The sequence below is a fragment of the Rhodobacter sp. JA431 genome, assembly GCF_900217725.1.
Classification (GTDB): Bacteria; Pseudomonadota; Alphaproteobacteria; order Rhodobacterales; family Rhodobacteraceae; genus Rhodobacter; species Rhodobacter aestuarii.
The window spans coordinates 15063-41912 of the sequence record NZ_OBMP01000002.1 but is presented as its reverse complement, the minus strand read 5'-3'; the positions used below and the strand labels follow the sequence as shown (position 1 = coordinate 41912).

At 58.8% G+C, this 26850-nt stretch carries 19 protein-coding genes; 10 read left to right on the top strand and 9 right to left on the bottom strand.

Features of this window, described 5'->3' with window-relative positions; genetic code table 11:
• Positions 1-17 precede the first annotated feature (17 nt).
• Positions 18-1427 carry a PLP-dependent aminotransferase family protein gene (locus tag CRO18_RS03835; RefSeq protein WP_076484736.1) on the bottom strand — a complete coding sequence of 470 codons (1410 nt, stop codon included), beginning with the start codon at positions 1425-1427 and terminating at the stop codon, positions 18-20.
• Between the two features lie 98 nt (positions 1428-1525).
• Here CRO18_RS03835 and CRO18_RS03830 point away from each other — a divergent pair, with 98 nt between their 5' ends.
• Positions 1526-1756: a DUF1127 domain-containing protein gene (locus CRO18_RS03830; RefSeq protein WP_076484735.1), complete on the top strand. Its 231-nt coding sequence runs from the start codon at positions 1526-1528 to the stop codon at positions 1754-1756.
• 96 nt (positions 1757-1852) lie between these two features.
• Here the strand turns inward: CRO18_RS03830 and CRO18_RS03825 are convergent, their stop codons facing one another.
• The 5 genes from CRO18_RS03825 to CRO18_RS03790 all read right to left on the bottom strand — a co-directional run bounded on the left by CRO18_RS03825 (position 1853) and on the right by CRO18_RS03790 (position 12637).
• Entirely contained in the window at positions 1853-2104 is a 252-nt protein-coding gene (locus CRO18_RS03825) for a hypothetical protein (protein ID WP_076484734.1), read from the bottom strand.
• A 115-nt stretch (positions 2105-2219) separates the two neighbouring features.
• Positions 2220-4202 (bottom strand): Hint domain-containing protein, encoded by a 1983-nt coding sequence (locus tag CRO18_RS03820; protein ID WP_097081143.1) that lies wholly within the window; start codon positions 4200-4202, stop codon positions 2220-2222.
• Between the two features lie 162 nt (positions 4203-4364).
• Positions 4365-5120, bottom strand: a complete 756-nt coding sequence (locus CRO18_RS03815) for a Hint domain-containing protein (RefSeq protein ID WP_097081142.1) — start codon at positions 5118-5120, stop codon at positions 4365-4367.
• 254 nt (positions 5121-5374) lie between these two features.
• Positions 5375-10543 (bottom strand): Ig-like domain-containing protein, encoded by a 5169-nt coding sequence (locus CRO18_RS18565; RefSeq protein WP_143128596.1) that lies wholly within the window; start codon positions 10541-10543, stop codon positions 5375-5377.
• 927 nt (positions 10544-11470) lie between these two features.
• Positions 11471-12637: a nucleotide sugar dehydrogenase gene (locus CRO18_RS03790; RefSeq protein ID WP_097081540.1), complete on the bottom strand. Its 1167-nt coding sequence runs from the start codon at positions 12635-12637 to the stop codon at positions 11471-11473.
• 154 nt (positions 12638-12791) lie between these two features.
• Between CRO18_RS03790 and CRO18_RS03785 the strand changes: the two genes are divergently transcribed.
• Positions 12792-13058 carry a hypothetical protein gene (locus tag CRO18_RS03785; RefSeq protein ID WP_097081539.1) on the top strand — a complete coding sequence of 89 codons (267 nt, stop codon included), beginning with the start codon at positions 12792-12794 and terminating at the stop codon, positions 13056-13058.
• Positions 13059-13067: 9 nt separating this feature from the next.
• On the opposite strand, the gene CRO18_RS03780 is transcribed toward CRO18_RS03785, so the two are convergent.
• On the bottom strand, positions 13068-14084 hold the full coding sequence (locus tag CRO18_RS03780; protein ID WP_097081140.1) for a hypothetical protein: 1017 nt from the start codon (positions 14082-14084) through the stop codon (positions 13068-13070).
• 92 nt (positions 14085-14176) lie between these two features.
• Here CRO18_RS03780 and cysD point away from each other — a divergent pair, with 92 nt between their 5' ends.
• The 8 genes from cysD to CRO18_RS03740 all read left to right on the top strand — a co-directional run bounded on the left by cysD (position 14177) and on the right by CRO18_RS03740 (position 25301).
• A complete protein-coding gene (cysD, locus tag CRO18_RS03775; protein ID WP_076484728.1) occupies positions 14177-15076 on the top strand; it encodes a sulfate adenylyltransferase subunit CysD in 900 nt (299 codons plus the stop codon).
• Between the two features lie 46 nt (positions 15077-15122).
• Complete coding sequence (gene cysN, locus CRO18_RS03770; RefSeq protein WP_076484727.1) at positions 15123-17024, top strand: sulfate adenylyltransferase subunit CysN; 1902 nt, start codon at positions 15123-15125, stop codon at positions 17022-17024.
• Positions 17025-17304: 280 nt separating this feature from the next.
• A protein-coding gene (locus CRO18_RS03765) for an IS5 family transposase (RefSeq protein WP_097081139.1) occupies positions 17305-18062 on the top strand; the annotation gives its coding sequence in 2 pieces (ribosomal slippage) (positions 17305-17629 and positions 17629-18062; 759 coding nt in all).
• A gap of 781 nt (positions 18063-18843) precedes the next feature.
• A complete protein-coding gene (gene gmd / locus CRO18_RS03760; RefSeq protein ID WP_097081138.1) occupies positions 18844-19962 on the top strand; it encodes a GDP-mannose 4,6-dehydratase in 1119 nt (372 codons plus the stop codon).
• Position 19963: 1 nt separating this feature from the next.
• Positions 19964-20902, top strand: a complete 939-nt coding sequence (locus tag CRO18_RS03755; RefSeq protein ID WP_097081137.1) for a GDP-L-fucose synthase — start codon at positions 19964-19966, stop codon at positions 20900-20902.
• A 181-nt stretch (positions 20903-21083) separates the two neighbouring features.
• The gene (locus CRO18_RS03750) at positions 21084-22484 is read left to right on the top strand and encodes a phosphomannomutase (protein WP_097081136.1); all 1401 of its coding nucleotides are present in this window, start codon (positions 21084-21086) and stop codon (positions 22482-22484) included.
• Positions 22485-22541: 57 nt separating this feature from the next.
• Positions 22542-23975 (top strand): mannose-1-phosphate guanylyltransferase/mannose-6-phosphate isomerase, encoded by a 1434-nt coding sequence (locus tag CRO18_RS03745; RefSeq protein WP_097081135.1) that lies wholly within the window; start codon positions 22542-22544, stop codon positions 23973-23975.
• 192 nt (positions 23976-24167) lie between these two features.
• A complete protein-coding gene (locus CRO18_RS03740) occupies positions 24168-25301 on the top strand; it encodes a glycosyltransferase family 4 protein (protein ID WP_097081134.1) in 1134 nt (377 codons plus the stop codon).
• On the opposite strand, the gene CRO18_RS03735 is transcribed toward CRO18_RS03740, so the two are convergent.
• Both CRO18_RS03735 and CRO18_RS03730 read right to left on the bottom strand, forming a co-directional pair.
• Positions 25285-25956 carry an acyltransferase gene (locus CRO18_RS03735; RefSeq protein ID WP_097081133.1) on the bottom strand — a complete coding sequence of 224 codons (672 nt, stop codon included), beginning with the start codon at positions 25954-25956 and terminating at the stop codon, positions 25285-25287. The two genes, CRO18_RS03740 and CRO18_RS03735, sit on opposite strands and share 17 nt — an antisense overlap.
• A gap of 49 nt (positions 25957-26005) precedes the next feature.
• On the bottom strand, positions 26006-26836 hold the full coding sequence (locus CRO18_RS03730) for a glycosyltransferase (RefSeq protein ID WP_097081132.1): 831 nt from the start codon (positions 26834-26836) through the stop codon (positions 26006-26008).
• Positions 26837-26850: the final 14 nt, after the last annotated feature.

The window sequence follows — 26850 nt, the reverse complement described above, 5'->3', positions numbered from 1 at the left end:
GGGCGCGAATTTGCGGCCTAGACGGGCAGATCGCCGGGCGGATTCTTGAGCAGATCGCGCAGCTTGGCGATGGCGCGCATCAACCGTTCCTCCGGCACACCGCCCGAAAGGGCAAGCCGCACGGCATTCGGCGCATGGCCATCATAGAGCACATATTCATCAGCCGAGCGCACCAGCACCCCTTCCGCCTCGGCCACGCGGGCGAAGGTGGAGGCACGCCAGCCAAAGGGAAGCCGCAGCCAGATGAAGCTCAACCCCGGTTGCCAAGCGATGTCATGGCCCTCAAGCGCTTCGACCACCATTTGCAGACGGCGGCTCATCACCTCTTGCGCATCATGGCGCAGCCGCATCGCCTCGCCGCTTTTAAAAAGCCGGGTGATGATATCGGTCACCGGGCGCGGCAGGCCAAAGAAGCTGTGCTGCGCGGTGAGCCGCCCTGCCTCGCCCATCCCCTCGGGCGCGATGACAATGCCAAAGCGCATCCCCGCCGAGATGGTTTTCGAAAGCGAGGTCACATGCCAGGTGCGTTCCGGCGCGATAGCGCGCAACGCATCCAGCCCGGACACCGGCGCGGTGTAGCAATCATCTTCAATGATTTGCAGATCATGGCGCCGCGCCACCTCGGCAATGGCGTGACGGCGTTCGTTCGACATCCGCGCCGTAGTCGGGTTTTGCGCATCGGGCGTGACACAAACCACCTGCCCGCCATAGCGGCGGCACGCGGCATCCAGCGCCTCAGGGATCATGCCTTCGTCGTCAAGCTTCACCGCCACCACCTCGGCACGCGTGAGCCGCGCGGCATGGCGAAAGCCGGGGTAAGCCAGTTCCTCGCACAGCACCACGGGCCGGTCACCGCGCAAGCAGCATTGCAGCACAATGTTGATGCCGTTTTGCCCGCCATGCGTCAGCACCAGATCATCGGCGTCGATCATATGCTCCAGCGAGCAGTTCGAGAACCAGTCAAGCGCCGCCACCCGGCAATAGCGGTCGCGCCGCAGGCCGGGATATTCCAGATAATGCTCGCCCAGTTCCTCGGCCGCGCCGACCATTGCTTGCGACAACGCTTGCGACTGCCCCACATCGGGCAATTGCGGCGAGCGCAGGTCGATCAGCCCGTCATCGGCGGGGTCAGAGAGCGGTTGTTGATAAAGCGATTCGGTCGGACCAAGACGACGTGATTGTTTTGATACAAATGTTCCACGTCCGACGGCGGCTTCCAAAAGCCCCTCTTGCGTCGCCAATTGATAGGCGCGCGCCACCGTTCCGGGCGTAACCCCTAGTTTCCACGCCAAATCTCGGACTGTGGGCAGCCGCGAACCGGGCGCCAAATCGCCGCGACGCACGCCATCACGCAGCGCGCGCACCAGCGCCAAATACTTCGGACCCGACTGAACGGGCAGGTCTGGCTTCCAACTTGTATCAGTCACAATGTTTCTCTCGCGCGGATTGTGCGGATTTTGTAGGGTATCAATACCAGCAAAGGCTGGATTGTATCAATACAGAACTTCGTCCTGAAAGGTGTCCCATGTCGGGTCTGTCTACCGCCGCCGCCCTGTCGTATCCGAGCCTCACGCTGTCGCACCGCCCCGCTGCGTTGCGCCCCGGCGCTGCCGTTTTGCGATTGGTTCTGGACTGGATGACCCTGCGCACCACGGCCCGCGCGATGGACCGTCTGGATGACCACATGCGCCGCGATATCGGTCTGGGCGAACGGCTTGAGCCGCCGACCCTGCCCCATACGTTCGCGGGCTTCTGATCTGCTTCTTTCCCGAGTGCCGCTTCCCCCTGTCGCGGCCTCTTCCTTAGGCCGGATGTGCGCATCCGGCCTTTTTTGTTTTTCGAAATCTGAAAATCAGCCTGCGATCGCCTCAATCGCAATCGAGCGTTTGCGCAATTCGGCATAAAGAGCGGGCAAAACCCGAACTTCGCGGCGCGCATGGGCCAAAGCCTCGGTCAGGCTGCCTTCGTTGGCCGCGCCCTGCACCCGCCATACAAGGCGGCGCGCCACGCCATCGTCATAGACGATTTCGGTTACGCCCTTGCGACGGCGCAACGCAATGAAATCAAACCCGCTGTCGGGGCGGGAGAAGCCGGAATATGCCATGATACTGCCCGAGGTTTTTATTGGTATCGGTTAACGAGCAGATGCGCCGAAACCATGCCCCGGTCAAGACACGCACGCGTGAGACATCTTTTGCGTGGCGGGTGTTACCAAAAGATCAGGCCGCCAGCAGAACGCGCACCTCATGCGGCTTGAGCGAAAGCCGCGCGGCCGCCCATTGTCCGCGCCGATGCGCCTGCCGCAATTGCGGAAAAAGTTCAAAAAGCTCATCGCGTTGCGGCGTTTCCAGCCCGGCAAGCGTGTGATCGCCCGGCTGGAAGCTTTCGGTCCAAGCCCCATCGGCGCGGATGATTTCATGCGCGTCGAACATCAGGTGCAAATAGGTGATGGCGCTGCGCGTTGCACGGGTGATCCCGGGCAGGCCGACCATATGCAGCGCGGCGGCCAAAACCTCGCCCTCGCCAAACAAAAGCTCGGCGCGGGTGCCCGAAATCAACATCCGGTGTTGCGGGCTGACCAGCATATCCGCCTCGGGCAGACCTTCGCCAAGCGCGCCTTGGGCAATCTGCACCGGTTGCAATTGTGGCCGTGCGGCCAGCGCATGGGCCCCAAGCGCCCGCCGCCCGATCCAGCGGATCGGTTGATAGCCATTGTCACGCGTCAGCACCCTGTCGCCCAGATTGAGCCGCTCCACCGGCACGAGACCGCGCTTTGTTTCGATCAGGGTGCCCGGTGTAAAACAGGGCACATATTGAATGTTTTCAATATTTTCAAAGGTGGTCGTGGTGCCATTGGCCCACAGGATCGTGCCCGATTCCGGATCGTTTTCATTATAGACAATGGTCGCGCCGGTATCGCGCTCAAGGATCAAAACATCGGTGTCGGTATCGCCCGCATCCTCAGAGCCGATGACCGTGGTGTTCTCATTGGCATGAACATAGATCGTGTCAGACCCTGCCCCGCCATTGATCGTGGCCGAGCCGGTGCCCGCATCAAGGTAGTCATCCCCCGCGCCACCATAAAGCGTGTCATCGCCAGCACCGCCCAAAACGGTGTCATTGCCGTCGCCACCATCAAGGCTGTCGTCGCCCTCACCACCATCGACGAGGTCATTGCCCGAGCCGCCCAGCACAGTGTCATTGCCCGTGCCACCGTAAAGGCTGTCATCGGCGCCAGCGCCATCAATATAATCGTTGCCGCCGTTGCCGTAGAAGACGTTGGTGAAAGCGTATTCGCTGTCGGAGTAATCCGCGAGGTCAAAGCCAATCAGCGTGTCGTCATAGTCGGAACCATAGATGCCATCTATGCCCCCGAGCGTATCGCCTTGAGCGTCGCCCCCCGTACCCGAGCCGCTGGCCAAATTGACGTTCACGCCGGCGTCGGAGTCGGTGTAATCGACATAATCCATGCCGGTGCCGCCATCGAGTTGGTCGGCCCCTGCCCCGCCGTTCAGCGTGTCGTCACCCGCCCCGCCATAAAGCGTATCATTGCCGGTGCCACCGTCGAGCGTATCGACGCCGCTGCCGCCATCCAAAAGGTCGGTGCCCGCACCACCATAAAGGCTGTCATCGCCTGCATTGCCCGCGAGCGTGTCATCGCCGGCCCCGCCATCGAGCATGTTGGCGCTCGAATTCCCCGTGAGCGCGTTATTGCCGCCATTGCCGATGACATTTTCAAAATTGCGGACGACCGTGCCAAAGGCGATGGTCGTGGAAGAGCCATCGTCATTCAACGTGATCCCGGAATTCAGCGTGTCGGGAAAGTTTTCCATCGACAGCGTGTCATTGCCAGTGCCGCCATCAAGCGTGTCGGCATTACCGGTGTAAAACCAGCCAAGGGTCGCGAAATCGTCGCCGTCTTCTAGATAGACCGCATCGGTGCCGGCGCTTTGCGCCTCATTCGTGCCGCCGAGCCAAACGTCATTGCCCGCGCCCGCATAGACCGTGTTGTAGCCAGACCCGCCCGAAAGCGTATCTGCGCCATCGCCGCCGTAAATCAGATCATTGCCGGTGCCGCCGTCGATCAGGTCATCGCCACCCGCCCCGTTGAGCGTGTCGTTGCCGTCATTGCCATAGATCTGATCACTGCCCGCGGTGCCAGTGTAAGAGTTGTTTCGCGAGCTGCCGTTATAAGTTGCCATAGTCTTCTCTGCAGAGGCCGATGTGATGGCCGTCACAGAGAGAATGCCCGCTTGGCATGGCAGATTAAGGCCGCGTTAACGACAATAAAGCTGCGAGATTGTGGCGAAGAAAAGGCTATTGCAACCTAAGGGCGCGTTGAAATGTCGCGGGTTATAAGGGGGTTACGCGGCAGAGCCAACTTTGGCGAAAGGGCGCGCCGCTTCATAGGAAGCGCTTTCCCCGCCTTGCAGATCCGGCACCGCAATGAGCGCAGATTGCCGCCCGTCATCATCCAAAGCGGCCAGATTTCGTGTCGTGGGCAGGAAGGTTTCCGACCAGCAGCCATCCGACAGAACCAATTCATGTTTGTCGAAAAGAAGCTGCCAATACTCAATGCTGCTGCAAATCTCGGTGGTGATCCCCGGACGCCCGACCATATCGCGCGCCATTGTCAGGCGTTCACCGCCCTCGCCTTCGCCGGATTTGCTGGTCAGGAAATGGTGGTTTGGCGAAACGACCATATCGCGCTCCGGCAATCCATTCCCCAGCGCGCCAGCCGCAATGCGCACCGGGCGCAGCAGCGGGTTCAGCCCGAGATCTTTCCAGCCAAAGGTCCGTTTCCCGACCCAGCGCAACTCTTGCATGCCGTGATCGCGGGTGATCACGCGCAGGCCGGGGGTCAGAGACCCGACCTGCACGAGACCAGACCCGGTGGCGACCAATGACTGCGCGGTGAAACAGGGAATCGATCCCAGCACCTGCGCAATATCGGCGGCGAATAGCTGCTGACCTGCTCCGTTGCGCCCCTCAAGGCGCCCGGAATTGCCGTCAAAGCACCCGAAACACAAACGCATTTCGACGACTGAGACCCCCTCAGCACCGGCTTGCGCCGTGTTCGTTCCGCGCAATGCGGCAGATATTTCGTCTTCAGCAGCCATTCCACACGTCCTGTCCGGCGATTGCCCGGAAACTTCAGAACGCCCCCGGGTAAAAGGATAATGCAGAACACCGCTTTAAGAAAGATTAACTGCCTCATTTTTGCCCCATAAGGCAAAAACTGACCGTTTCTCGCCATGAAACAGACGAGATTGAGCCATACCCCGGCCCTCACGATCACAGTTTCGCCGCAAGACGCCCGGAGCTTCTGCCCCGGGCGCCCCACAGCCCCCACTGACTTGCGTCAGCCCCTGACTTAGCCCCGCAGCAGCGCGGCTTCGTGTTTCTTCAGCGTTTTGCGCGCTGCCGTGTAGTGGTCGATCCCTTCGCGGGTTTTGAGTTCCGGGAAGAGTTCAAAGATTTCCGAGCGTTGGGCATTGCCCATGCCGCCCAGCGTTTGGTCGCCCGGTTGGAAGCTCTCGGTCCAAGCGCCGTTGGCCAGAACCACTTCGTGACGGTCGAACATGAAGTGGATGTAGCTGGTGCCCAGCGTTTCCACCGGTTTCACGCCCGCATTGTCGACCAGGTGCTTGGCCGCGACCAGAACTTCGTGCTCTTCAAAGTAGAGCGCGGTGCGTTCATTGGCGACCAGCATCCGGTGGTTCGGCGAGACCAGCATGTCTTGCTCGGGCAGGCCGTTGCCAAGGCTGCCCGCCTTGATCAACACCGGACGCAGATGCGGCGCAGCGATCAGCTCGGCGCGGCTCATGTCGCGGCGGCCAACCCAACGGATTTCCTGAATGCCGTTGTCACGGGTCAGGATTTTGTCGCCTTCGCGCAGCTCTTCCACCCGGCGTTCGCCGCGCGGCGTTGCTACCATCGTGCCCGGCGTAAAGCAGGGGATCACGTTCTCGATGTTGCGGAAGGTCAGCGTGCCGGTGACATTGCCGTTGCTATCGAGGAAGTTGACGGTACCGTTTTCGTCGTTCGTCGGATCGTAAACAACGTCAAACGGGCCTGCGCCGCGCAGATCGAGCGTATCCCAGTCGTCGCCGCCTTCGTTGCCGTCGATGAAGTCGTTGTTGCCATCGGCAGCGGTGCGCACTTCGAACCAGTCACGATCATCGCCGCCCAGAAGCGTATCGACGCCGTCACCGCCCGAAAGCGTGTCATTGCCCGCGCCGCCGTCCAGCAGGTCTTGGCCCTGCCCGCCGGTCAGCACATCGTCGCCATCCTCTCCATAAAGACGATCATCGCCGTCGCCGCCATCGAGCGTATCATTGCCGTCGCCGCCATAAAGCGTGTCTTGGCCATTGCCGCCCGAGAGGCTGTCATCGCCCGCATCGCCGTTCAGAAGGTCTTCGCCTTCGCCGCCGATCAGCGTGTCGTCGCCCTCCCCGCCCGAGAGCGTGTCGGAAGATTGGCCGCCATCCAGCAGGTCATTGCCTTCGCCACCTTCCAGCGTGTCATTGCCATCGCCGCCCTCCAGCGTATCGGCACCCTCCTCGCCCAAAAGGCTGTCGTTGCCATTGCCGCCTTGGACGGAGTCATCGCCCGCGCCAGACCAAACGGTGTCATCGCCTTCGCCCGCCAGCACGGTGTCATCGCCGGCCCCGGCCAACACGCGGTCATCATTGGCCGCGTCGCCCGGCAAGATCGCGTCGGCGTGGTCGATCATGTCGCCTTCGGGGTCGCCGGTGTAATCATAGTCGATCAGATCGGCGCCGTCGGTGCCCTCAACCCAGCCATCACCTTCGTCGTAGATGATGTTCTCGATATTGGTGAAGTCGAGCGTGCCAAGCACGTTGCCATCGGTATCGAGGAAGCTGACGGTGCCGTTTTCCGGGTTCGCCGGATCATAAGCGATCGACACCGGGCCCGCGCCGGTGAGGTCGAGCGTGTCATAGTCCACGCCGCCCTCGTTGCCATCAATCACATCACCGATGCCCTCATCCGCAGAGCCAACCAAGAAGGTGTCTTGGTCATCGCCGCCCATCAGATAGTCGGCACCCGCACCGCCGATGATCGTGTCATCGCCCTCATCACCGGCAATCGTGTCTTCGTCGATGCCGCCATCAAGGTAGTCGTTGCCCGCACCGCCCGCGATCTGGTCGTCATCATCTTCGCCATAGACAACGTCATCGCCGTCGCCCGCGCTGATGACATCGCGGCCATTGTTTTGCACAAGGTCGGTATCATCGGGAATGTTGATCGCATCGGGGTAGCTCGGACCAAGGCCACCATAGATGGTGTCATTGCCCGCGCCGCCTTCGACCCAGTCATCGCCTTCGCCTGCGGTGATCAGATCATTGCCGTCGCCGCCCAGGATGGTGTCGCGGTCAACGCCCGCATCAATCACATCATCGCCGTCGCCGCCCAAGATGTAATCGGCATCATCACCGGTCAGGATCGTGTCATTGCCCGCGCCGCCCGAGACCGTATCCATATCATCGGTCGGATCGGTGTCCGAGGGGTAGAGCCCCGGATAGCCGATGTCGGGCGAAGCCACGGAATTGCGGGTGTTGATGTAATCATCGCCATCGCCGCCATCGACCGCATCGCTGCCCGCGCCGGTGGTGATCGAGTCATTGCCCGCGCCGCCATAAACGATGTCATCGCCGCCAACGCCGCTGATCGTGTCGTTGCCGTCACCGCCAAGCAGGCTGTCATCGCCGACGCCGCCAATCAGGCTATCGTCGCCAAGACCACCTTCAAGCGTGTCATCGCCGACGCCGCCGCGCAGCGTGTCATTGCCAGCTTCGCCGAGCAGGCTGTCGTTGCCGACATCCCCTTCGACCGAGTCATCCCCTTCGCCAGCCCAGACGGTATCATCGCCCTCGCCCGCCAAAACGGTGTCATTGCCCGCACCGGCCAGAACGCGGTCGTCATTGGGTTCGTCATCGCCCAAGATCGCGTCGCCATGGTCGATCAGGTCGCCTTCCGGGTCGCCGGTGTAGTCATAGTCGATCAGATCGGCATCATCGGTGCCATCGACATAGCCATCTTGCGGCGGCGGGGTGTAGAGCACCGTCACCTGCACGGTCGCGGTATCGGTGCCGCCTTGACCGTCCGAAATTTCGTAGCTGATCGTCGTGTTGCCCGAGAAACCGGCCGTCGGCGTGAAGGTCAATTCGCCCGTCGTCGGGTCAATCGTCACGGTGCCATCGGGGCTCGAGGCCGAGGTCACGGTAAGCGGATCGCCATCCACATCGGTGTCGTTGTCGAGCACCGAAATGACAATCTGCGTGCTCGCATCGCCGGTCGCCATATCGTCATTTGCCACCGGGTCATCGTTCACCGGGGTCACCGTCACCGCGACTTCGGCGGTATCGGTCGCCCCATCGGGATCTTTTACGGTGTAGGTAATCGTGTCGGCGCCATTGTAATTGGCGTCCGGCGTGTAGGTGAGATTGCCCAAGGCATCAAAGCTGACGGTGCCATGCTGCGCGCTGGCCGAGATGATTTCGAGCGTGTCGCCATCGGGATCGCTGTCATTGGCGAGCACGTTGATCGACTTGGTCGTGTCTTCGGCCAAAGTCAGCGTATCATCCGACGCTTCGGGCGCATGGTTCACATCATCGCCACGGATCTCTTCGATCTCGGTGAAATCGAGCGTGCCGGTGACATTGCCATCGCTGTCGAGGAACTCAACGGTGCCATCGGTCCCGTTGCCATTGCTGTCGGTCGTTTGATTGACCACGCGCCAGTCACCTTGGCCGGTGATGTCGAGCACGTCCCAATCGTCGCCGCCCGCGCCACCATCAACGGTGTCGCCCGTCGCGCCATAGATCACGTCGCGGTCATCGCCGCCGGAAAGCACGTCATCGCCTTCGCCGCCGGTGATGATGTCATCGCCACCTTGGCCAAGGATCGTGTCATCCCCATCGCCGCCCAAAAGCGTATCATCGCCCGCGATTTCATCGTCTTCAGCCGAGACGGTGGTGCAGGTCAGATCGGTCAGCGTGATGGCTTGGTCAGTATCGCCACCATTGTCATAGTCGATCTCGATCCGGGCCACAGCGCCCGAGATATGCACCAAGACAGAGCCCGTCTCGCTGGTGGTCGAAAGCGAACCGTTATCGACATCTTGGCCGGTGACGGTGTTGCCCGAAACGGTTTGGCTGCCGCCGACCTCATAGGTGACGTCCAGCAGATTGCCATCGGCATCATAGGCGCGGACGGTGACGATATCTTCGTGGTAATCCGAGCTATTGCCGATATCGACGTCGTTGATGCGGAAGGTCACATCGGTGACCGCCGAGGCGTAATCTTCATCGGTGGAGGCAAAGGTCAGCGTGGTGGTCGAGGTGTTGTCGATGCCACCTTCGCCGCCGCAGCCGTAAAGGCGCAGACCGCCGGTGCCTTCGAGCCCGTCACCCGCTTCGACATATTGCGCACCGGTATAAGAGGTCGCCGTTGCCCCGTAATCTTGCGCGGTGAAGTCGAAAGTGACCGAGACGCCGCCCATATCATAGGAAGAACCATCGACGATCGTGCCGCAGTTTTCGTTGAACTGCTGCCAATCGACGGTCAGCGCTTTCGCAGGGGCAGCCGTGGCCAATTCGCCATCGCCCTCGATGTAGTCATCGCCCGCGCCGCCTTCGATGCTGTCATTATCGGCGCCGCCGTAAAGGCTGTCGTCCGAGCCAAGACCCATGATCGTGTCATCGCCCGCACCGCCGTAAAAGACGTTAGTATAGGTATCGGCGGGGTTGGTGCCTTGGTGATCGAAGCCCACGAGGCTGTCGGCATAATCGGTGCCGATCACGCCATCCACGCCACTGGAGATCAAATCGCCCGCCGCATCGCCGCCCGAAAGCGCACCGGTGCTGAGGTTGACGCTCACGCCCGAGGTGGAGGCGGAATAGTCGATCATGTCGAGGCCAGTGCCACCGGTGAAGGTGTCATTGCCCGCGCCACCCACAAAGGTGTCATCGCCCGCGCCGCCAACAAGATTGTCGTCGCCTGCGCCGCCGTCGATCAGGTCGTTGCCATCTTCACCGTAAACGGTGTCATTGCCCGCACCCGAGAGAATGGTGTCATTGCCTGCACCCGCAACCACGACATCATCATTATCGCAGGTGGCATTGTCGTTATGGTCGATTTTGTCGCCTTCCGGATCGCCGGTATAGGCGTAGTCGATCAGGTCATCGTCGGCGGTGCCTTCAACGATGTAGTCGCGCGGAGGTTCTTCGACAGTAATACGCACGGTGGCGGTGTCATAGCCGCCATGGCCATCGGTCACGGTGTAGGAGATGGACGCCGCGCCGGTGAAATTCGTGCTGGGGGTAAAGGTAAGCGTGCCGTCAGAATTGACGGTGACAGTCCCTTGGTCAGAGGTGGGCGTGCCACAGATCGAAAGCTTGTCGCAGTTCGGATCGGTATCATTGGCCAAGACATTGATCGTCACAGAAGTATTGTAAGCCGTTGTCGCGCAATCATCCCGCGCCGTCGGATCAGAATTAAACAAATTTAACCACGTCATAGCAGCCTCTCCTTAAACCGCCTGCGGACCACTGGCCCACGCGCCTATCTTTCGAGCGGCGCGCCTTGGCAGCGCCAGCGACACCCAGCGACAGGTCACAGACCCGCCAACGAACTTCACGCATGCGTCAAGGATTGTAGGACGACTGAGGATGCACGAACCAAGCCGCCCAAAAGGCGGTTTTCCCTAAGTCCCGGTTCGTAAATGTGACGAGATCGCAGATCATCTCGCCGACAGCAGCACCACACAACCTTCCCACACATCCTTTCGGATGGCGCACACACATTTGGCCGCCCCCACGGCCAGAAGCCCCCCAGTCGGGCTATCCAATAGATACCAAGCGTCGCAGGCCCTTGGAACGGGAATTTGCCCAAATCTCGCCAAGATTTCGCCGCGCGCTTTCCGCAAGCGCAGTTGTTTCGCCCTAAAAGCGCCGCGATGGCTGCGCGATTGTTTCAGGCTACCGCATCAGAGGTACGAAGAATTCCCTGAAAAGTTTAATGTTTACGTTGGATTAACCAGAGCCATCGGGCGAAAGCGATTGTTGACGGGGGGCAAGAACGGGCTCAGCGTTTCCATTTTTGCGACAATCTCGCCGTGGCGCAGTTTCCGTTTTCGCATCAATCTTGCGCCCGGAAGCGAACAATTGGGCAGGGTTAATTGTTCCTTGTTTGACGCCAAAATGACCTTTTGCGCATTTTTGTTCGTCACTGCACCGGATGTGAGCCGAATCACTTTTCGGTAACTATGTTGGGAAGATAGGCCCTACACAGGGAACTGAGCGGGGGTTCCGCGCGGGTGCCGAGAAATTCCAGAGGCCGCATCGTCGCACCAAAAGACGACGGCCCGACCCTATCAAAAGGGCCGAGCCGATGTGCCAGATTTGGCGTTTTTGATATGCGTTCGCCGCTGTGGCTGTTTGAGAGATCAGTCCGCGCCGAACAGATCGCGCGAGAAGATTTTCGAGCGCACGTCTTCCAGCTCCTCAACAATCCGGTTTGCGATGATCAAATCGGCCTCGGCCTTGAAGGCCTCAAGGTCACGCAGCACGCGTGAACCGAAGAATTGATCCTCTGCCAGCGCGGGTTCGAAAACGATCACCTCGATCCCCTTCGCCTTGATCCGCTTCATGATGCCCTGCACCGCGCTGTGACGGAAATTGTCTGAGCCGGCTTTCATCACAAGCCGGTAGACGCCGACCGTCTTCGGTCGGCGGGCAATGATCTGATCGGACAGGAAGTCTTTACGGGTGCGGTTCGCATCCACAATCGCGGCAATCAGGTTTTGCGGCACTTCCGAATAGTTTGCCAAAAGCTGCTTGGTATCTTTGGGCAAACAGTAGCCGCCATAGCCGAAGGACGGGTTGTTGTAATGGCTGCCGATCCGCGGATCGAGGCCGACACCTTCGATGATTTGGCGCGTATCCATGCCGCGCGCCATCGCATAGCTGTCGAGTTCGTTGAAGAACGCGACCCGCATCGCAAGGAAGGTATTGGCGAAAAGCTTGATGGCTTCGGCCTCTGCGGGGTCGGTAAAGAGCACGGGCGCATCTTTTCCAATCGCGCCTTCACGCAAAAGCTCAGCAAAGACCTTTGCCCGTTCCGAGCGTTCGCCCACGATGATCCGAGACGGGTGCAGGTTGTCGTAAAGTGCGCGGCCCTCGCGCAGGAATTCCGGGCTGAAGATCACCTGTTCGGTGTTCATCTCGGCGCGGATACGCTCAATAAAGCCGACCGGAATGGTGGATTTGACAACGATCGCCGCGCTGAGGTTCAGCGCAATCACCTGCGCGATCACGGCTTCAACGCTTGAGGTGTCAAAGTAGTTTGTGACCGGATCGTAATTCGTGGGCGTAGCGATGATCACGAAATCAGCGTCCGAATAGGCCGCCGTTGCATCCAAGGTCGCGGTCAGGTTGAGGTTGCCGCGCGCAAGATAATCTTCAAGCTCGGCGTCGATGATCGGGCAGCGCCCCGCATTGACGGCGTCCACCCGGTCGGCGGAAACATCGACCGCCATGACCTGATGGTGTTGCGCAAGCAAAACCGCATTCGACAGCCCCACATAACCAAGCCCTGCAACTGCAATTTTCATCATCTATCCTTGCCGTTTTATCGCTCTCTTCGTAGCGGATGCGACTGGCCGCGCCAAGTGGTCCTTGCCGGGCGAAGACAGCGCACGGCTCCCTAACGGGGCTTTGACGCTGATCATGGAGAGTTTCGCGCATTCCGTTGGAAAGGGAAGCATGATGACAGATCCGTTTAAAGCGCAAGAGGTCAGCCTTGAGGGGCCAAGCCTTGGGGCTGGGGCGATCACCCCCAATGATACCGTGGATTTGGCGCGGCCAGTGCGGGCTGTGACGATTGGCACGACAGGCGGCACACTCCGTTACACCCATGCGCGGACAGGCGAGATTTGCACGACCGGGCCGCTCCCTCTTGGGCAGCATTCGGTTTGGGCGCGCCGCATTTGGGCCACCGGCACAAGCGCGACAGGGCTGACGGGTTGGGTGTAACTTCGCAGCCTAAGCTATTAAAAAGACGCCACTACTGAGGATATGCCGAACAAGCGCGGGCTGGCCAGAAACCCCAAGCCGGGCGAAGATCGCTTTCGAGCAACTGCGCGCGGTTTGTTCGGTCCAGCCCAAATCTTGCGCCGCATCGCGCAGGCTTTGCCCATCACAAAGCCGCGCGGCGAGCCGCGCTTCGCTTGGGGTCAGGCCAAAATGCGTGGCCAATCTGGCTGGATCAATGGACCGAAGCTGCGGCGCGTGGCGCAACGCAGCGCGCAGCCCCCCTGCCGAGCTTTGCACATCGCGTTGCAAGACCATTTCAATCAGCGGCTCATGGGACAACAGAACCGACTGCGGGCGACCATGGGTAAGACAGGCAGAGAGCGCCGCACGATAGGCCGATGCAAGCGCCGGGTCAGAAGGCTCAAACCGGCGCCGCGTTGCGAAAGGTAAACCCGCTTCTTCCGCAAGGTCTTTGGCAAGCGGGGAGAGATGGGTGATCACGCCGCCACTATCGATCAAAAGCCAGCCCGCGCCCAAAAGCTGCGCGGTTTGCGCATTGAGTGCGGCAAGGCTTCGTTCTTCCTCAAGCGCGGCCCAGATTGACACCGCTTGGGCCAGATACCCCGCGACCAGATCGAGGCTTTGCCCGTCTATGGCGCGAAAATCCGATTTCTCGGCCCCGCGAAACAAGCTCAAAACCGCCTGCATGTTGGGGCCACTGCGCACTTTGATCAGGCGTAAAAAGCCGCTCTCAGCCGCCTCGCCCAGCACCTCGCTTTGCTCATAGACGCGCTGAAACCGCAAGGGCTCAAGCGCCTCTGGCGCGACATTTGGCGCTTGGCCTACCGACCATGAGCGCCGCTGTGCCCGCCCCTGCGCAAGACACAAAGACACGCCATCCGCCCGCGCCAGATCGCGTAACCGCGCCAAAAACGGCTGCCATTGGCCCTTTTCCGGCCCCTCCGAAGCGGCGGCGCAGGAAAAAAGTGTATTCAAGAGACGGGTTTGGTCGTCAACGTAGAACATTTTCAAGATATACCCCCCAAATGGGGGGTTCGCCAAGAGCGCAGATTGATAAGGCTTGGGAAAACCCTGGAAACGACGATCTGGTAGTGCCCATGAAAACGCTGACGCATCTGCAACGCCTCGAAGCCGAGAGCATCCACATTCTGCGCGAGGTGGTGGCGGAAGCCGAAAACCCCGTGATGCTTTATTCGGTCGGCAAAGACAGTGCGGTGATGCTGCATCTGGCGAAGAAGGCGTTTTATCCTTCGCCGCCGCCCTTCCCGCTGTTGCATGTCGATACAACGTGGAAGTTCAAAGACATGTATGCTTTGCGTGACAAAGCCGCGAAAGCCGCCGGGATGGAGCTTTTGGTCTACCAAAACCCCGAGGCACTGGAGCGTGGGATCAACCCGTTCGATCACGGTGCGCTGCACACCGATATGTGGAAGACCGAGGGTCTGAAACAGGCGCTCGACAAATACGGGTTCGATGTGGCTTTTGGGGGCGCGCGCCGCGATGAAGAGAAAAGCCGCGCCAAGGAACGCGTTTTCTCGTTCCGCTCGGCCAATCACCGTTGGGACCCAAAGAACCAACGCCCCGAACTTTGGCGCCTTTACAACGCCCGTAAGGCGAAGGGTGAAAGCGTGCGGGTGTTCCCGATCTCGAACTGGACCGAGCTTGATATCTGGCAATACATCCACCTTGAAGGCATTGAAATCGTGCCGCTTTACTTCTCGGCCCCGCGTCCGACAGTGGAGCGTGACGGGCTGATTTTGATGGTGGATGATGAGCGCTTCCCGCTGCGCGACGGTGAAACCCCGCAAATGCGCTCTGTGCGGTTCCGCACGCTGGGTTGCTACCCGCTCACCGGCGCCGTTGAAAGCGATGCGAAAACCCTGCCTGAGGTCATTCAGGAAATGCTGCTGACCACCACATCTGAGCGTCAGGGCCGTGCGATCGATCACGATCAAGCCGCCTCGATGGAGAAGAAGAAGCAAGAAGGCTACTTCTGAGCCCCTGCCCGCCCCTCCTGCGCCAAGATCACAACGGACCCGTGACATGACCGACCCGATTTACAAAACCGACGCCCTGATTGCCGAAGATATCGACGCCTACCTTGAAGCGCACCAGCACAAAACCATGCTGCGTTTCATCACCTGCGGCTCGGTCGATGATGGCAAATCCACCCTGATTGGGCGGCTGCTTTATGACAGCAAGATGATCTTTGAAGACCAGCTTGCGACGCTTGAGGCCGACAGCAAACGCGTCGGCACCCAAGGCGGAAACATTGATTTCGCGCTTTTGGTCGATGGCCTCGCGGCGGAGCGCGAACAGGGCATCACCATTGATGTCGCCTATCGCTTCTTTGCCACCGAGCGGCGTAAGTTCATCGTTGCCGACACCCCCGGCCACGAGCAATACACCCGCAACATGGTCACCGGCGCCTCGACCGCCGATTTGGCCGTAATTTTGATTGATGCGCGCAAAGGCGTGCTGACGCAGACCCGCCGCCATAGCTATTTGGTGAACTTGCTTGGCATTCGTCACGTCGTGCTGGCGATCAACAAGATGGATCTGGTCGATTACGACGAAGACATCTTCAACAAGATCGTCGCCGATTACGACAGCTTTGCCCGCGGCATCGGAATTTCGAAGTTCACGCCGATCCCGATCTCGGGGCTTGCGGGGGACAACATCCTTGGGCCGAGCGATAATACCCTTTGGTATCAAGGCCCTTCGCTCTTGCCGCATCTTGAAGAGGTCGAACTTGACAGCGCCTCGGACCAGCGCCGCGCCTTCCGGATGCCGGTGCAATGGGTGAACCGCCCCAATCTCGATTTCCGCGGTTTCTCGGGGCTTGTCGCCTCGGGCACTGTGGCGCCGGGCGATCAGGTGCGGGTGCTGCCCTCGGGCAAAACCTCGGAAGTGGCGCGGATTGTAACGCTGGATGGCGACCGTGACGAGGCAGTGGCCGGTGAAAGCATCACCCTGACGCTGAAAGACGAGATCGACTGCTCGCGCGGGCAGGTGATTGTGGCGGCACAATCGCCGCTGGAAGTGGCGGATCAGTTTGAGACCACGCTTGTGTGGATGGATGATAGCTCACTCGTACCGGGGCGCGCCTATTGGCTGAAAATCGGCGCGCAGACGGTTTCGGCAACGGTGCATCAGCCGAAATACGAAGTGGATGTGAACACCCAAGACCATCTGGCGGCGAAGACGCTGGATCTGAATGCGATCGGGGTCGCCAATGTGACGACCGACCGCGAGATCCCTTTTGCGCCCTATAGCGAGAACCGCGATCTGGGTGGCTTCATTCTGATCGACAAGCTGACCAATCGCACGGTTGCGGCGGGCATGATCCATTTTGCGCTGCGTCGGGCGAGCAATATCCATTGGCAAGCGCTGGAAATTGGCCGCGAAGCCCATGCTTCGATGAAGAACCAAAAGCCTGCCGTGGTTTGGCTGACGGGGCTTTCGGGCTCTGGCAAATCGACCATCGCCAATGTGCTGGAGAAGAAACTTGCGCGGATGAACCGCCACACCTTCTTGCTGGATGGTGACAACGTCCGCCACGGGCTGAACAAAGACCTTGGCTTCACCGAGGCCGATCGGGTGGAAAACATCCGCCGTGTGGGCGAAGTGGCGAAGTTGATGACCGATGCGGGGTTGATTGTGATCACCGCCTTCATCTCGCCCTTCCGGGCCGAGCGGGACATGGTGCGCTCGATGATGCAGCCGGGCGAGTTTGTTGAGGTGTTTGTGGATACACCGCTGGAAGTGGCCGAAGAGCGTGATGTCAAAGGGCTTTATGCCAAAGCGCGCGCGGGGCAGTTGAAAAACTTCACCGGCATCGACAGCCCCTACGAGGCGCCCGACAATGCCGAGCTGCGCATCGACACCACAACTATGACCGCAGAGGAAGCGGCCGATGCGATCATTGACCGGCTGATCCCGTAAGCGCATAAGCGACGAACGCCCCCGCTTGGTTCTGGTTAGACCAAGCGGGGGCTTTTTTGTGCCGTGTGGGGGAAGGCCATCTTTGTGACCGTGCGAAGGATGTCGCCGAAAGTCATGGGGCACACTCAAGAGATACAACTCTGAGGTGATTCGTCATTTCGGGGTTTATCAGCCTTTAAAAGTTAACACGCCTGTGTGTTGTCCAACTATTAACTAGGGTCAGGATGCATTGATTTCAGTTTCGCTGCGTGATTCACGCCTCCGAAAACGGAGCGATGACATGAGCGATCTCTTCTGGCTGACCGACGCGCAGATGGCGCGTCTGGCTCCCTTCTTTCCCAAGTCACACGGGAAGCCTCGGGTTGATGACAAGCGGGTGTTGAGCGGGATTATCTTCATCAATCGCAATGGCTTGCGTTGGCGTGATGCTCCTGCTGCATATGGCCCCCACAAAACACTTTACAGCCGCTGGAAGCGTTGGAGCGAAAAGGGCCTCTTCGCGCGGATGATGGCCGGGCTGGCGGCGGAACACGGCGAGAAGACGACCGTGATGATCGACGCGACATACCTCAAGGCCCACCGAACGGCGACCAGCATGGCCGCCAAAAAGGGGGGCGTGGTCGCCTGATTGGTCGAACCAAAGGCGGTATGAACACCAAGCTTCACGCCATCTGCGACAGTCAGGGACGACCGATCGACCTGTTCGTCACCGCTGGACAGGTTAGCGATTATATCGGCGCACGGGCGCTGCTCAGTGGCCTGCCAAACGTCAAATGGCTACTCGGGGATCGTGGCTATGACGCGGACTGGTTCAGAGAAGCGTTGCGGGACAAGGGGATACGCGCCTGCATCCCTGGCCGGAAAAAACGCAAGACGCCGGTCAAATATGAAAAACGGAGATACAAGCGGCGCAACCGCATCGAGATCATGTTCGGCAGGCTCAAGGACTGGAGGCGCGTCGCGACCCGCTATGACCGATGCCCAAAGGTGTTCCTCTCAGCCATCGCCCTCGCGGCTCTCGTCATTTACTGGTTATGAATCCTGACCCTAGAGTGCTTAGGCTTGCTAAAAGGAGCATCTTTGTGAGAACGTGCTGTAGAATTTGTTAAAAGGTGTGGGGTGCATATCCTTTAGGCGCAATCGGCGCAACCTTTAGCGCACCCCCTTAAATCATTTCATAAATTTTAAAAGATTTAGCGGCGGGATTAATGAATATTAATGAAAACGCATGTCGCGTATCATTTCAGTTATCGCAAACTGTCCGCCACAAGCAGTGGCTGAGGTGACAGCATTTTTTGGAATCTTGTCTTCGCGCACTGAACTGCACTGATCGGCTCCGGATAAGCGGCAGTGTCAGATGCGGCCGTTGGAGACGAGAAAGGGAGACGCCGCTGGTGCGCTGGCAGACGTGATCATGCCAATACTCTCCGACCCAACGTAGGTTCCTCTTAGCATAGGTTTTTGAATTTTTTAGAAGTCCCAGTACCGCCAAGTACTTGGGCGAATTTTGTCCCAAGGACAAAACACGAACGCAGGGAGAACGTGGGAAGCGGGGAATCCGCGCCCAGAACTCCTAACTGTATCGCTACGATCGATGGCGCGCCAAGGTGACGCACAATCTTTGCGTGTGTTGCAAAATGCTTGGCAACCTCCGATAATTAAAGACACAATACGCTTCCGTTCGCGGCCACAGATCAACTGCGAACAAGATCAAGACGCATGAGATGGCCTTGGAATTTGGCAAAGGCGGTCTGCGCTGCGTGATGTAGCGGCGTCGATACAATCAATTACCGACAGCATGAAAAAGCGGGAAATTGAAATGAAAAAAGCACTGATTACCGGCATTACCGGTCAGGATGGTTCTTATCTCGCCGAACTCTTGCTGGAAAAAGGCTATGAGGTTCATGGCATCAAGCGCCGTGCGTCTCTGTTCAATACCGGCCGCGTCGATCACATCTATCAAGACCCTCACGTCAGCAACCAGAACTTCCGCCTGCACTACGGCGATCTGACGGACACCTCGAACCTCACGCGCATCCTGCGCGAAGTCGAGCCGGACGAGGTCTACAACCTCGGCGCACAGAGCCATGTGGCGGTGAGCTTCGAAGCACCGGAATATACTGCCGATGTCGACGGCACCGGCACGCTGCGGCTTCTGGAGGCCATTCGCTTCTTAGGCCTTGAGCAGAAAACCCGCTTTTATCAGGCATCCACCTCAGAGCTTTTCGGCCTTGTGCAGGAAACGCCGCAGCGTGAAACGACGCCTTTCTACCCGCGCAGCCCGTATGCCGTCGCGAAGCTCTACGCCTATTGGATCACCGTGAACTATCGTGAGAGCTATGGCCTCTACGCGTGCAACGGTATCCTCTTCAACCACGAGAGCCCGCGGCGCGGCGAGACCTTCGTGACGCGTAAGATCACGCGGGGTCTGTGCAACATTGCCCAGGGCCTCGAGCCCTGCCTTTACATGGGCAACATCGACAGCCTACGGGACTGGGGACATGCCAAGGACTATGTCCGGATGCAGTGGATGATGCTGCAACAAGACGAGGCCGAAGATTTCGTGATTGCGACGGGCATTCAGTATTCCGTGCGCGAGTTCATCAGTTGGACGGCAGAGGAACTGGGGCTGACGCTGGAGTTCCGTGGCTCTGGGGCGGACGAGATTGCGATCGTGACTGCCATCGAGGGAGAGATGGCCCCTGCCCTCAAAGTTGGCGATGTGATCATGCGCATCGACCCGCGCTATTTCCGCCCCGCTGAAGTAGAGACGCTTCTCGGCGATCCGTCAAAGGCCAAACAAAAGCTCGGCTGGGTGCCCGAGATCACCGCGCAGGAAATGTGCGCCGAGATGGTGACCGAGGATCTAAAATCGGCGAAGCGGCTGAAGCTGCTTAAGGCGCATTGTCTTGATGTGCCGGTGAGCGTGGAGGGGTAAGATGCCATATGATCTGACCGGGAAACGCATCTGGGTTGCCGGCCATCGCGGTATGGTAGGCAGCGCAGTCGTGCGCCGTCTAGCTTCCGAGCGTTGCGAGGTAATTACTGCCGGGCGTGATGTTGTCGATCTTGTCGATCAGGCGGCGGTTCGAGCCTGGATGGCGGCTAACCGCCCTGACGCGATCGTGCTGGCGGCGGCCAAGGTCGGCGGCATCAAGGCTAACAACGATTTTCCGGTCGATTTCCTTTATCAAAACCTGATGATCGAAGCGAACATCCTGCAGGCTGCGCATGAGGCTGACGTGGAGCGAGTTCTGTTTCTGGGCTCGTCCTGCATCTACCCGAAACTCACACCCCAACCGATCCCAGAGGAGGCGCTGCTCACGGGCCCCCTAGAGCCAACCAACGAACGGTATGCGATCGCAAAAATAGCCGGGATCAAGCTGACACAGGCCTATCGCACCCAATATGGCCGCGACTGGATCTCGGCGATGCCGACAAACCTATACGGGCCGGGTGATAACTACGACCTGAACTCCAGCCACGTGTTGCCGGCGCTGTTGCGGAAGTTTCACGAGGCCAAGGTGTCTGGCTCGAAGGAGGTGGTCGTCTGGGGCACAGGCTCTCCCCGGCGAGAGTTTCTGCATTGTGATGATCTGGCCGATGCGCTGGTGTTCCTTCTGAAGGCGTATTCTGGCTATAAGCATATCAATGTCGGATCGGGCATCGAGGTGACAATCCGCGAATTGGCCGAGACGATCGCCGAGGTCGTGGGGTACGATGCGAAACTGACCTTCGACACTACCAAACCAGATGGCACACCGCGTAAGCTGATGGATTCAAGGCTACTGCAAGCGATGGGCTGGAGAGGAGGAAGGCAACTGAAAGACGGGATCTCCAATGCCTATGCCGATTTCCTTTCGCGAAAAGTTCTGTGAGGCCCGGGTCGCACAGACGCAGAAATCGGGATAACACAAGCGCCTCTCACGCTGACACGCCGACGTTGATTGCGATGACGCAGAGTGTCGTGAAACTTTTCACAACTGCGGCTAATCACGGTCTCGACACCTCTCCCTTCGCTGGCCTAGACAGGTTGCGCAGAGGACCAAGGAGCATTTCATGGCCCCCAAATTTGGTACAAGCGGTTTGCGCGGTCTGGTGGTCGAACTGACGCCTGAATTGATCAGCGACTATGTCTCGGCCTTTATTTTGGCGTGCCCGACCGGGCCTAGGCTTTTCGTCGGAGAAGATCTGCGCCCTTCTTCGCAGCGCATTGCCGCGGTTGTGATCGCGGCTGCGCGGGATGCGGGTCTAAATGTTACCTATTGTGGCGCGCTGCCGACCCCGGCACTTGCGCAGATCGCCATGTCGGCGGGCGCGGCGGCGGTTATGGTGACGGGCAGCCACATACCGTCGGACCGAAACGGGCTCAAGTTCTACCTTCCCACGGGCGAGATTTCCAAAACCGATGAGGCTGCGATCCTAGCCAAGCTCGGTCATGCGCCCAAAGCCGCAACCCGAGGCACCCTGCAATATTACGCGGAGGCCGGGGCAGATTATCTTGCGCGCTATCGCACGGCCTTTGGAAACGCAGCGCTCTCGGGTTTGCGCCTAGGTCTTTACGAGCATTCCTCGGTGGCGCGCGATCTGTTGCATTACATACTCCTCGCCTTGGGGGCTGAGGTGGTACGGCTTGCCCGCTCGGACATTTTCATTCCTGTCGATACAGAGGCGGTCGATCCGGCCACGCGGGAGCAACTGTCGGAATGGTGCGCTGCGTATCGGCTGGATGCGGTGCTCTCGACCGATGGCGACGCAGATCGGCCTATGCTGACCGATGCGACGGGCCGGGTGATCGCGGGCGACGTGCTGGGCGTGCTGACCTCGATTGCGCTAGGCGCGAAGGTGATCTGCACCCCGGTTTCCTCCAATTCGATGGTGGATATGCTGCCCGATTTCGCCGCGGTGACGCGCACTAAGATCGGTTCGCCCTTTGTCATTGCGGCGATGGAAGAAGCCTTGGCGCAAGACCCCAGCGCAAAAGTTGTGGGGTTCGAGGCGAATGGCGGCTTTCTCCTTGGCTTCGCGGCCGAGGGTCCGGCGGGTCCGCTGCCCGCGCTCATGACCCGCGACGCGGTTTTGCCTATTGTCGCACCTCTGGTTCTCGCCCAGGCCAAAGGCCAGGTCCTCGCGGAGCTAGTCGCCGCCCTGCCCGCCCGCGCGACAGCCTCTGATCGGCTGACGGAAATCCCAACTGAGGCCAGCGCGACGTTTCTCTCGCACCTGTCTAAAGATGCGAGCGCCCGCGCAGAATTTCTTGCACCATTTGGCCAAGAACAGGCGCTCGATCGCGCGGACGGGCTACGGATGACGCTTGCTGATGGCAACGTCCTTCATCTTCGCCCTTCCGGAAATGCACCGGAGTTTCGCATCTACACCGAGGCAGAAACCCTTGACGCTGCAGCAAATTTGCTCGAACAGGCGATGAACACGATCAGGCTGAAGTTTCGCGGCCTTTGAAATTGCGGCAGCGCAGCATTTGTGTTTCGATACGAATCCGTACGAGGGAGCTTTTTGATGATCTATCCGACAATCCTTTGCGGAGGTTCTGGTACGCGGCTGTGGCCGCTATCGCGCAAGAGCTACCCCAAGCAATTCGTTCCCCTGCTCGGCGATCAGACGCTGTTTCAGGCGTCTGCGCTACGGTTGCGCGGGGATGAGTTTGCGGCACCTGTGATACTGACGAACAGCGATTTTCGCTTCATCGTCACAGAGCAACTCTCCGAAATCGGGATTGATCCAGGCGCGATCTTGATCGAACCTGAAGGGCGCAACACCGCGCCGGCGGTTTTGGCCGCTGCGCTTCAACTGATGGCATCCGACCCCGATGCGGTGTTGCTCGTCGCGCCCTCAGATCATGCGATCCCCGATGCGGCCGCCTTCCGCGCAGCGGTCGAGCGCGGTCTTGCAGCAGTCGCAGCGGGGCAGATCGTCACCTTTGGGATCACGCCGTCGCGCCCGGAAACGGGCTATGGCTACCTTGAGCTTTCCGCACAGCCAGACAGCAACGGTTCCCCGGTCGCCCTAACCCGCTTCGTTGAAAAGCCAGACTTAGCTCGGGCCGAGGCGATGCTTACTGCGGGGAACTTCCTTTGGAATGCGGGGATCTTTCTGTTCCGCGCCGCCGATATGGTTGCCGCATTCGAAGCCCATGCCCCAGAGGTATTGACCCCTGTTCACGCCGCGGTCGAGAAAGCGCAGGCGGATCTTGGCTTCCTGCGGCTTGACCCTGTGGCTTGGGCTGATGCTCCCGATATCTCTCTTGATTACGCGGTTATGGAGCGGGCAACAAACCTTGCCGCCATACCCTTCAGCGAAGAATGGTCGGACTTGGGCGGCTGGGATGCGGTCTGGGCCGCACAGGCACAAGATGAAGCTGGGGTTGCGACGTCGAGCGGCGCCACAGCGATCGACTGTGAGGAAAGCTTGCTTCGTTCTGAAAGCGACGGCGTGGAACTCGTTGGAATAGGGCTAAAAAACGTGATCGCTATCGCGATGAACGATGCTGTTCTGGTGGCCGACATGTCGCGCGCGCAGGATGTAAAAAAGGCGGTGGATGCGCTGAAAACGCGCAAGGCCCCGCAAGCGGTACAATTCCCGAAAGACCACCGCCCTTGGGGCTGGTTCGAGACGCTGGCGCTTGCCGACCGATTTCAAGTCAAACGCATCGTCGTGCATCCCGGCGCGGCGCTCAGCCTGCAAAGCCACCATCACCGCTCGGAACACTGGATCGTTGTTCAGGGCACGGCGAAAGTCACGATTGACGACAGGGTGCAGCTGGTGACTGAAAACCAATCCGTCTACATCCCGCTCGGGGCGGTCCACCGGATGGAAAACCCCGGCAAGGTGCCTATGGTGCTGATCGAGGTTCAGACGGGGTCCTACCTGGGCGAGGACGACATCATTCGCTACGACGACGTCTACGCTAGGGGGCATGGGGCGAAGGTATGAGCTTCAAGGCCAGATCAGCCGCCGCAATCCGCAAAAAGAAGGAGTGAAACCCGTCCCTGCCCCATAACTGACGAAAGATCCATAATTAGGGGCGCCTCACTCCTCAATTGAAAACCCGACTTAGTTCTGGATGGAAATCAGCAGCCCGGGGTGATAGGTTGCCCCTGACGGCAGACGAAAACGAGTTTGGCAATGCTGACAATACTTTGCGTCCATCAGGGCGTGGAAAAATATGGATCAGACAAGAGTTTTGTCGCCGCTGTTTCTGCATTGCAGGCTTCCCTAGATGTCGACACCCAAATTTTGCTGCCTGGTGAAGGAAGCATCGACGATCTGATCCGCGGCGCAAATCTGCGCCCTGCCCGATCACGCTATCTTTGGGTTTTGCGCAAAGCTGGTTTCGTGAAGTCCATGACCCTTGGTTTGCCGCGCAATCTTATTGCGCTTTTCAGAGCCATCCGGGATTTAAAAAAGTATGACCTAGTGTATGTCAACACGGCAGTCATTGTTGATTTTCTGTTCGCCTCCATTCTCACACGTCGAAGGGTGATTGTGCATGTGCGGGAAATCCCCGTGGGGATAGCGATGAACGTCATTCGCAAGCTTCTCATCCTTGCGAAGTCACAGGTGATTTTCAATTCTCATGCAACGGCTCAGGCCTTTAATTTGCCGAAAGGCCAACAGCAGGTCGTGGTGTATAACGGGTTTGAAACGCCGGAACCGTTTACTAAAGACGCGTATGATGGCACGCGAGCCTTACGTGTTCTCTGTATCGGGCGCCTGAATGCCTGGAAAGGGCAGGAGGTGCTTGTGCGGGCTTGCACTCTGCTTTCCGATGATGAGCGCAGCAAACTTCGGTTGCGGATCGTTGGTGGTGTCTACAAGGATCAGACCCACTTCCGGACCGCTCTCGAGACCCAAATTACGACATCAGAACTGTCTGACACGATTGTTATGCAAGATTTCGTGGATGATCCGGCCGAAGAGTATCGCAAGGCAGATATCGTAGTTGTTCCCTCGACCTTGCCCGAGCCTTTCGGACGCGTAGCAATCGAAGGCATGGCCTATGGATGTTCCGTCATTGCCTCCGATAATGGCGGGCTCAGTGAGATTGTTGTGGATGGCGAAACAGGATCTTTGGTGCTTCCGGGAGACCCTGAACCTCTGGCGGAGGCGTTGAGAGCCGCTTTGCACAATCCTGCCTCTGTGGCCCGGCAAGGCACGGCAGGGCAGCATCGCTTTGCTCAGGTGTTCACGCAGGCTCGGTCAGATGAAAATCTGGTGGCGATGTTCGCGCGCCAGCCTGCATTCAATCAAGGGTCTTGATAACCCGGGCCGGAACCCCGCCGATCACAACATTTGGTGGAAACTCCCCGGATACAACAGCCCCAGCGGCAACGACAGAATGTTCGCGCACGATAGCGCCGTCCAGGAAAGTGACTTTGGCACCGACCCAAACATCGTCTTCAACGATAATCCCAACAGCCGTTGTTCCCTGATCTTTGATCGGGCATTCAAGGTCGCTGAAGACATGATTTGAGGCGTGGAACGAAACAAATTGGCCCATGATGACTTTGGAGCCGATCGTCACTCCGCCCGACGCACCGATGAAACCAAACTGGCCAATGCCTGAGTTCGCGCCAATTTTGACGCCTTTTCCTAAGTTCGTAAAGTTGTTGGACGCAGATATAATAGTATGCGCGCCAATCCGTGAATGTGTGCCGATTTCAATGGGAGTTTGTGCATAGGTGTTCAAAACAACTCCGCGTTCAAGAGAAACGAATTTTCCGATCTTCAGATTGCGACCACGGATTTGTACATTGCGATAGATGAACACGGGTTTCTGGAGGCGTATGAAGCCGCGAAGCAAAGAGACTGAACGCGTCAAAATCTCTGAAACCAAGAACATAAGTGGGATATCTTCGCTGATTTTGACATCCTTGCCTGCGGCGGCAAGCAATCGATTCAGGTGTTTTTTCATTGAAAGTATCCGCTGAGAGAGGGTTGTTTCGGGGGGGGGGGCGGCAGACTTATCTGGAATGAGACCAGCCCTGTAGAAACTTTGGTGACTGGAATTTCAGACTACGTGAAAGCGACATTCCCAGCATGTAAAGACACGCCTTTCCATAGCTTACACATCCGCGTTCACGCATCATTGTAAGATAGGACCACCTGAGGTTTCTGAACCGAAACAACCTTTGCTCCAAAGACAGGTCCTCCCGCAGAGCAGACTCATGGGCAATACTCTCCTCAAGAATGAAAAACTCGCGTTCGAGATCCCGGAATGCCAAAAAGAAATCCGTGTCGATGGAGTATAGCCACAGCGCCTCATTAAAGCGAATATCGTGCGCTTCAAACAGGCTCCGACGAATCACAAGACCACTTGTCACCACTGTGCGTTGTGCCGTCGACTGTCGACCTGCAGTCAGCGTGGTCGGCTGCCAACCCTTATAGCTATTGAAGCACCCCGGCGACATGACCCCGCCGTTGGCATAGACCTTGGGCGCAAAGAGAAAAAGGTCCGGAGCCGCCGCCGCGCTGTCCTGTGCCGTTTGCAGATAGCTCGCCGACAGATCGGAATCTTGATCGAGCAGAACGATAAGCGCTTCGGAGCTGTCACGAATGGCCGTGTTGTAGAGCGTGGAGAGCGGGGTGTTCTCTGGCGTGTGCCGGTAGTCCACTTTGGCAAACCGGTCCTCCAAGGCCGCTGCGGTGGCCGCATCCCACATGGAGCTCGGACTGTTGTCCCAGATCAGCAGTGAAACGTCTGAACCATCGACCGTTTGGCGCGCCAGAGACTGAAGCGTGCCGCTCTCGCGCATCTCAGTTTTGTAGAGAACGACTAAAACGAACATGTTCATTGTATGGCCTCGTC

Bases quoted from the DNA above. Each gene is read 5' to 3' on its own strand.
- cysN (WP_076484727.1), top strand. From the start codon at position 15,123: ATGACCGACCCGATTTACAAAACCGACGCCCTGATTGCCGAAGATATC.
- CRO18_RS03750 (WP_097081136.1), top strand. From the start codon at position 21,084: ATGGCCCCCAAATTTGGTACAAGCGGTTTGCGCGGTCTGGTGGTCGAA.
- CRO18_RS03815 (WP_097081142.1), bottom strand. From the start codon at position 5,120: ATGGCTGCTGAAGACGAAATATCTGCCGCATTGCGCGGAACGAACACG.
- CRO18_RS03745 (WP_097081135.1), top strand. From the start codon at position 22,542: ATGATCTATCCGACAATCCTTTGCGGAGGTTCTGGTACGCGGCTGTGG.
- CRO18_RS03830 (WP_076484735.1), top strand. From the start codon at position 1,526: ATGTCGGGTCTGTCTACCGCCGCCGCCCTGTCGTATCCGAGCCTCACG.
- CRO18_RS03755 (WP_097081137.1), top strand. From the start codon at position 19,964: ATGCCATATGATCTGACCGGGAAACGCATCTGGGTTGCCGGCCATCGC.
- CRO18_RS03825 (WP_076484734.1), bottom strand. From the start codon at position 2,104: ATGGCATATTCCGGCTTCTCCCGCCCCGACAGCGGGTTTGATTTCATT.
- gmd (WP_097081138.1), top strand. From the start codon at position 18,844: ATGAAAAAAGCACTGATTACCGGCATTACCGGTCAGGATGGTTCTTAT.
- cysD (WP_076484728.1), top strand. From the start codon at position 14,177: ATGAAAACGCTGACGCATCTGCAACGCCTCGAAGCCGAGAGCATCCAC.
- CRO18_RS03730 (WP_097081132.1), bottom strand. From the start codon at position 26,836: ATGAACATGTTCGTTTTAGTCGTTCTCTACAAAACTGAGATGCGCGAG.
- CRO18_RS03785 (WP_097081539.1), top strand. From the start codon at position 12,792: ATGACAGATCCGTTTAAAGCGCAAGAGGTCAGCCTTGAGGGGCCAAGC.
- CRO18_RS03790 (WP_097081540.1), bottom strand. From the start codon at position 12,637: ATGAAAATTGCAGTTGCAGGGCTTGGTTATGTGGGGCTGTCGAATGCG.
- CRO18_RS03735 (WP_097081133.1), bottom strand. From the start codon at position 25,956: ATGAAAAAACACCTGAATCGATTGCTTGCCGCCGCAGGCAAGGATGTC.
- CRO18_RS18565 (WP_143128596.1), bottom strand. From the start codon at position 10,543: ATGACGTGGTTAAATTTGTTTAATTCTGATCCGACGGCGCGGGATGAT.
- CRO18_RS03780 (WP_097081140.1), bottom strand. From the start codon at position 14,084: ATGTTCTACGTTGACGACCAAACCCGTCTCTTGAATACACTTTTTTCC.
- CRO18_RS03820 (WP_097081143.1), bottom strand. From the start codon at position 4,202: ATGGCAACTTATAACGGCAGCTCGCGAAACAACTCTTACACTGGCACC.
- CRO18_RS03740 (WP_097081134.1), top strand. From the start codon at position 24,168: ATGCTGACAATACTTTGCGTCCATCAGGGCGTGGAAAAATATGGATCA.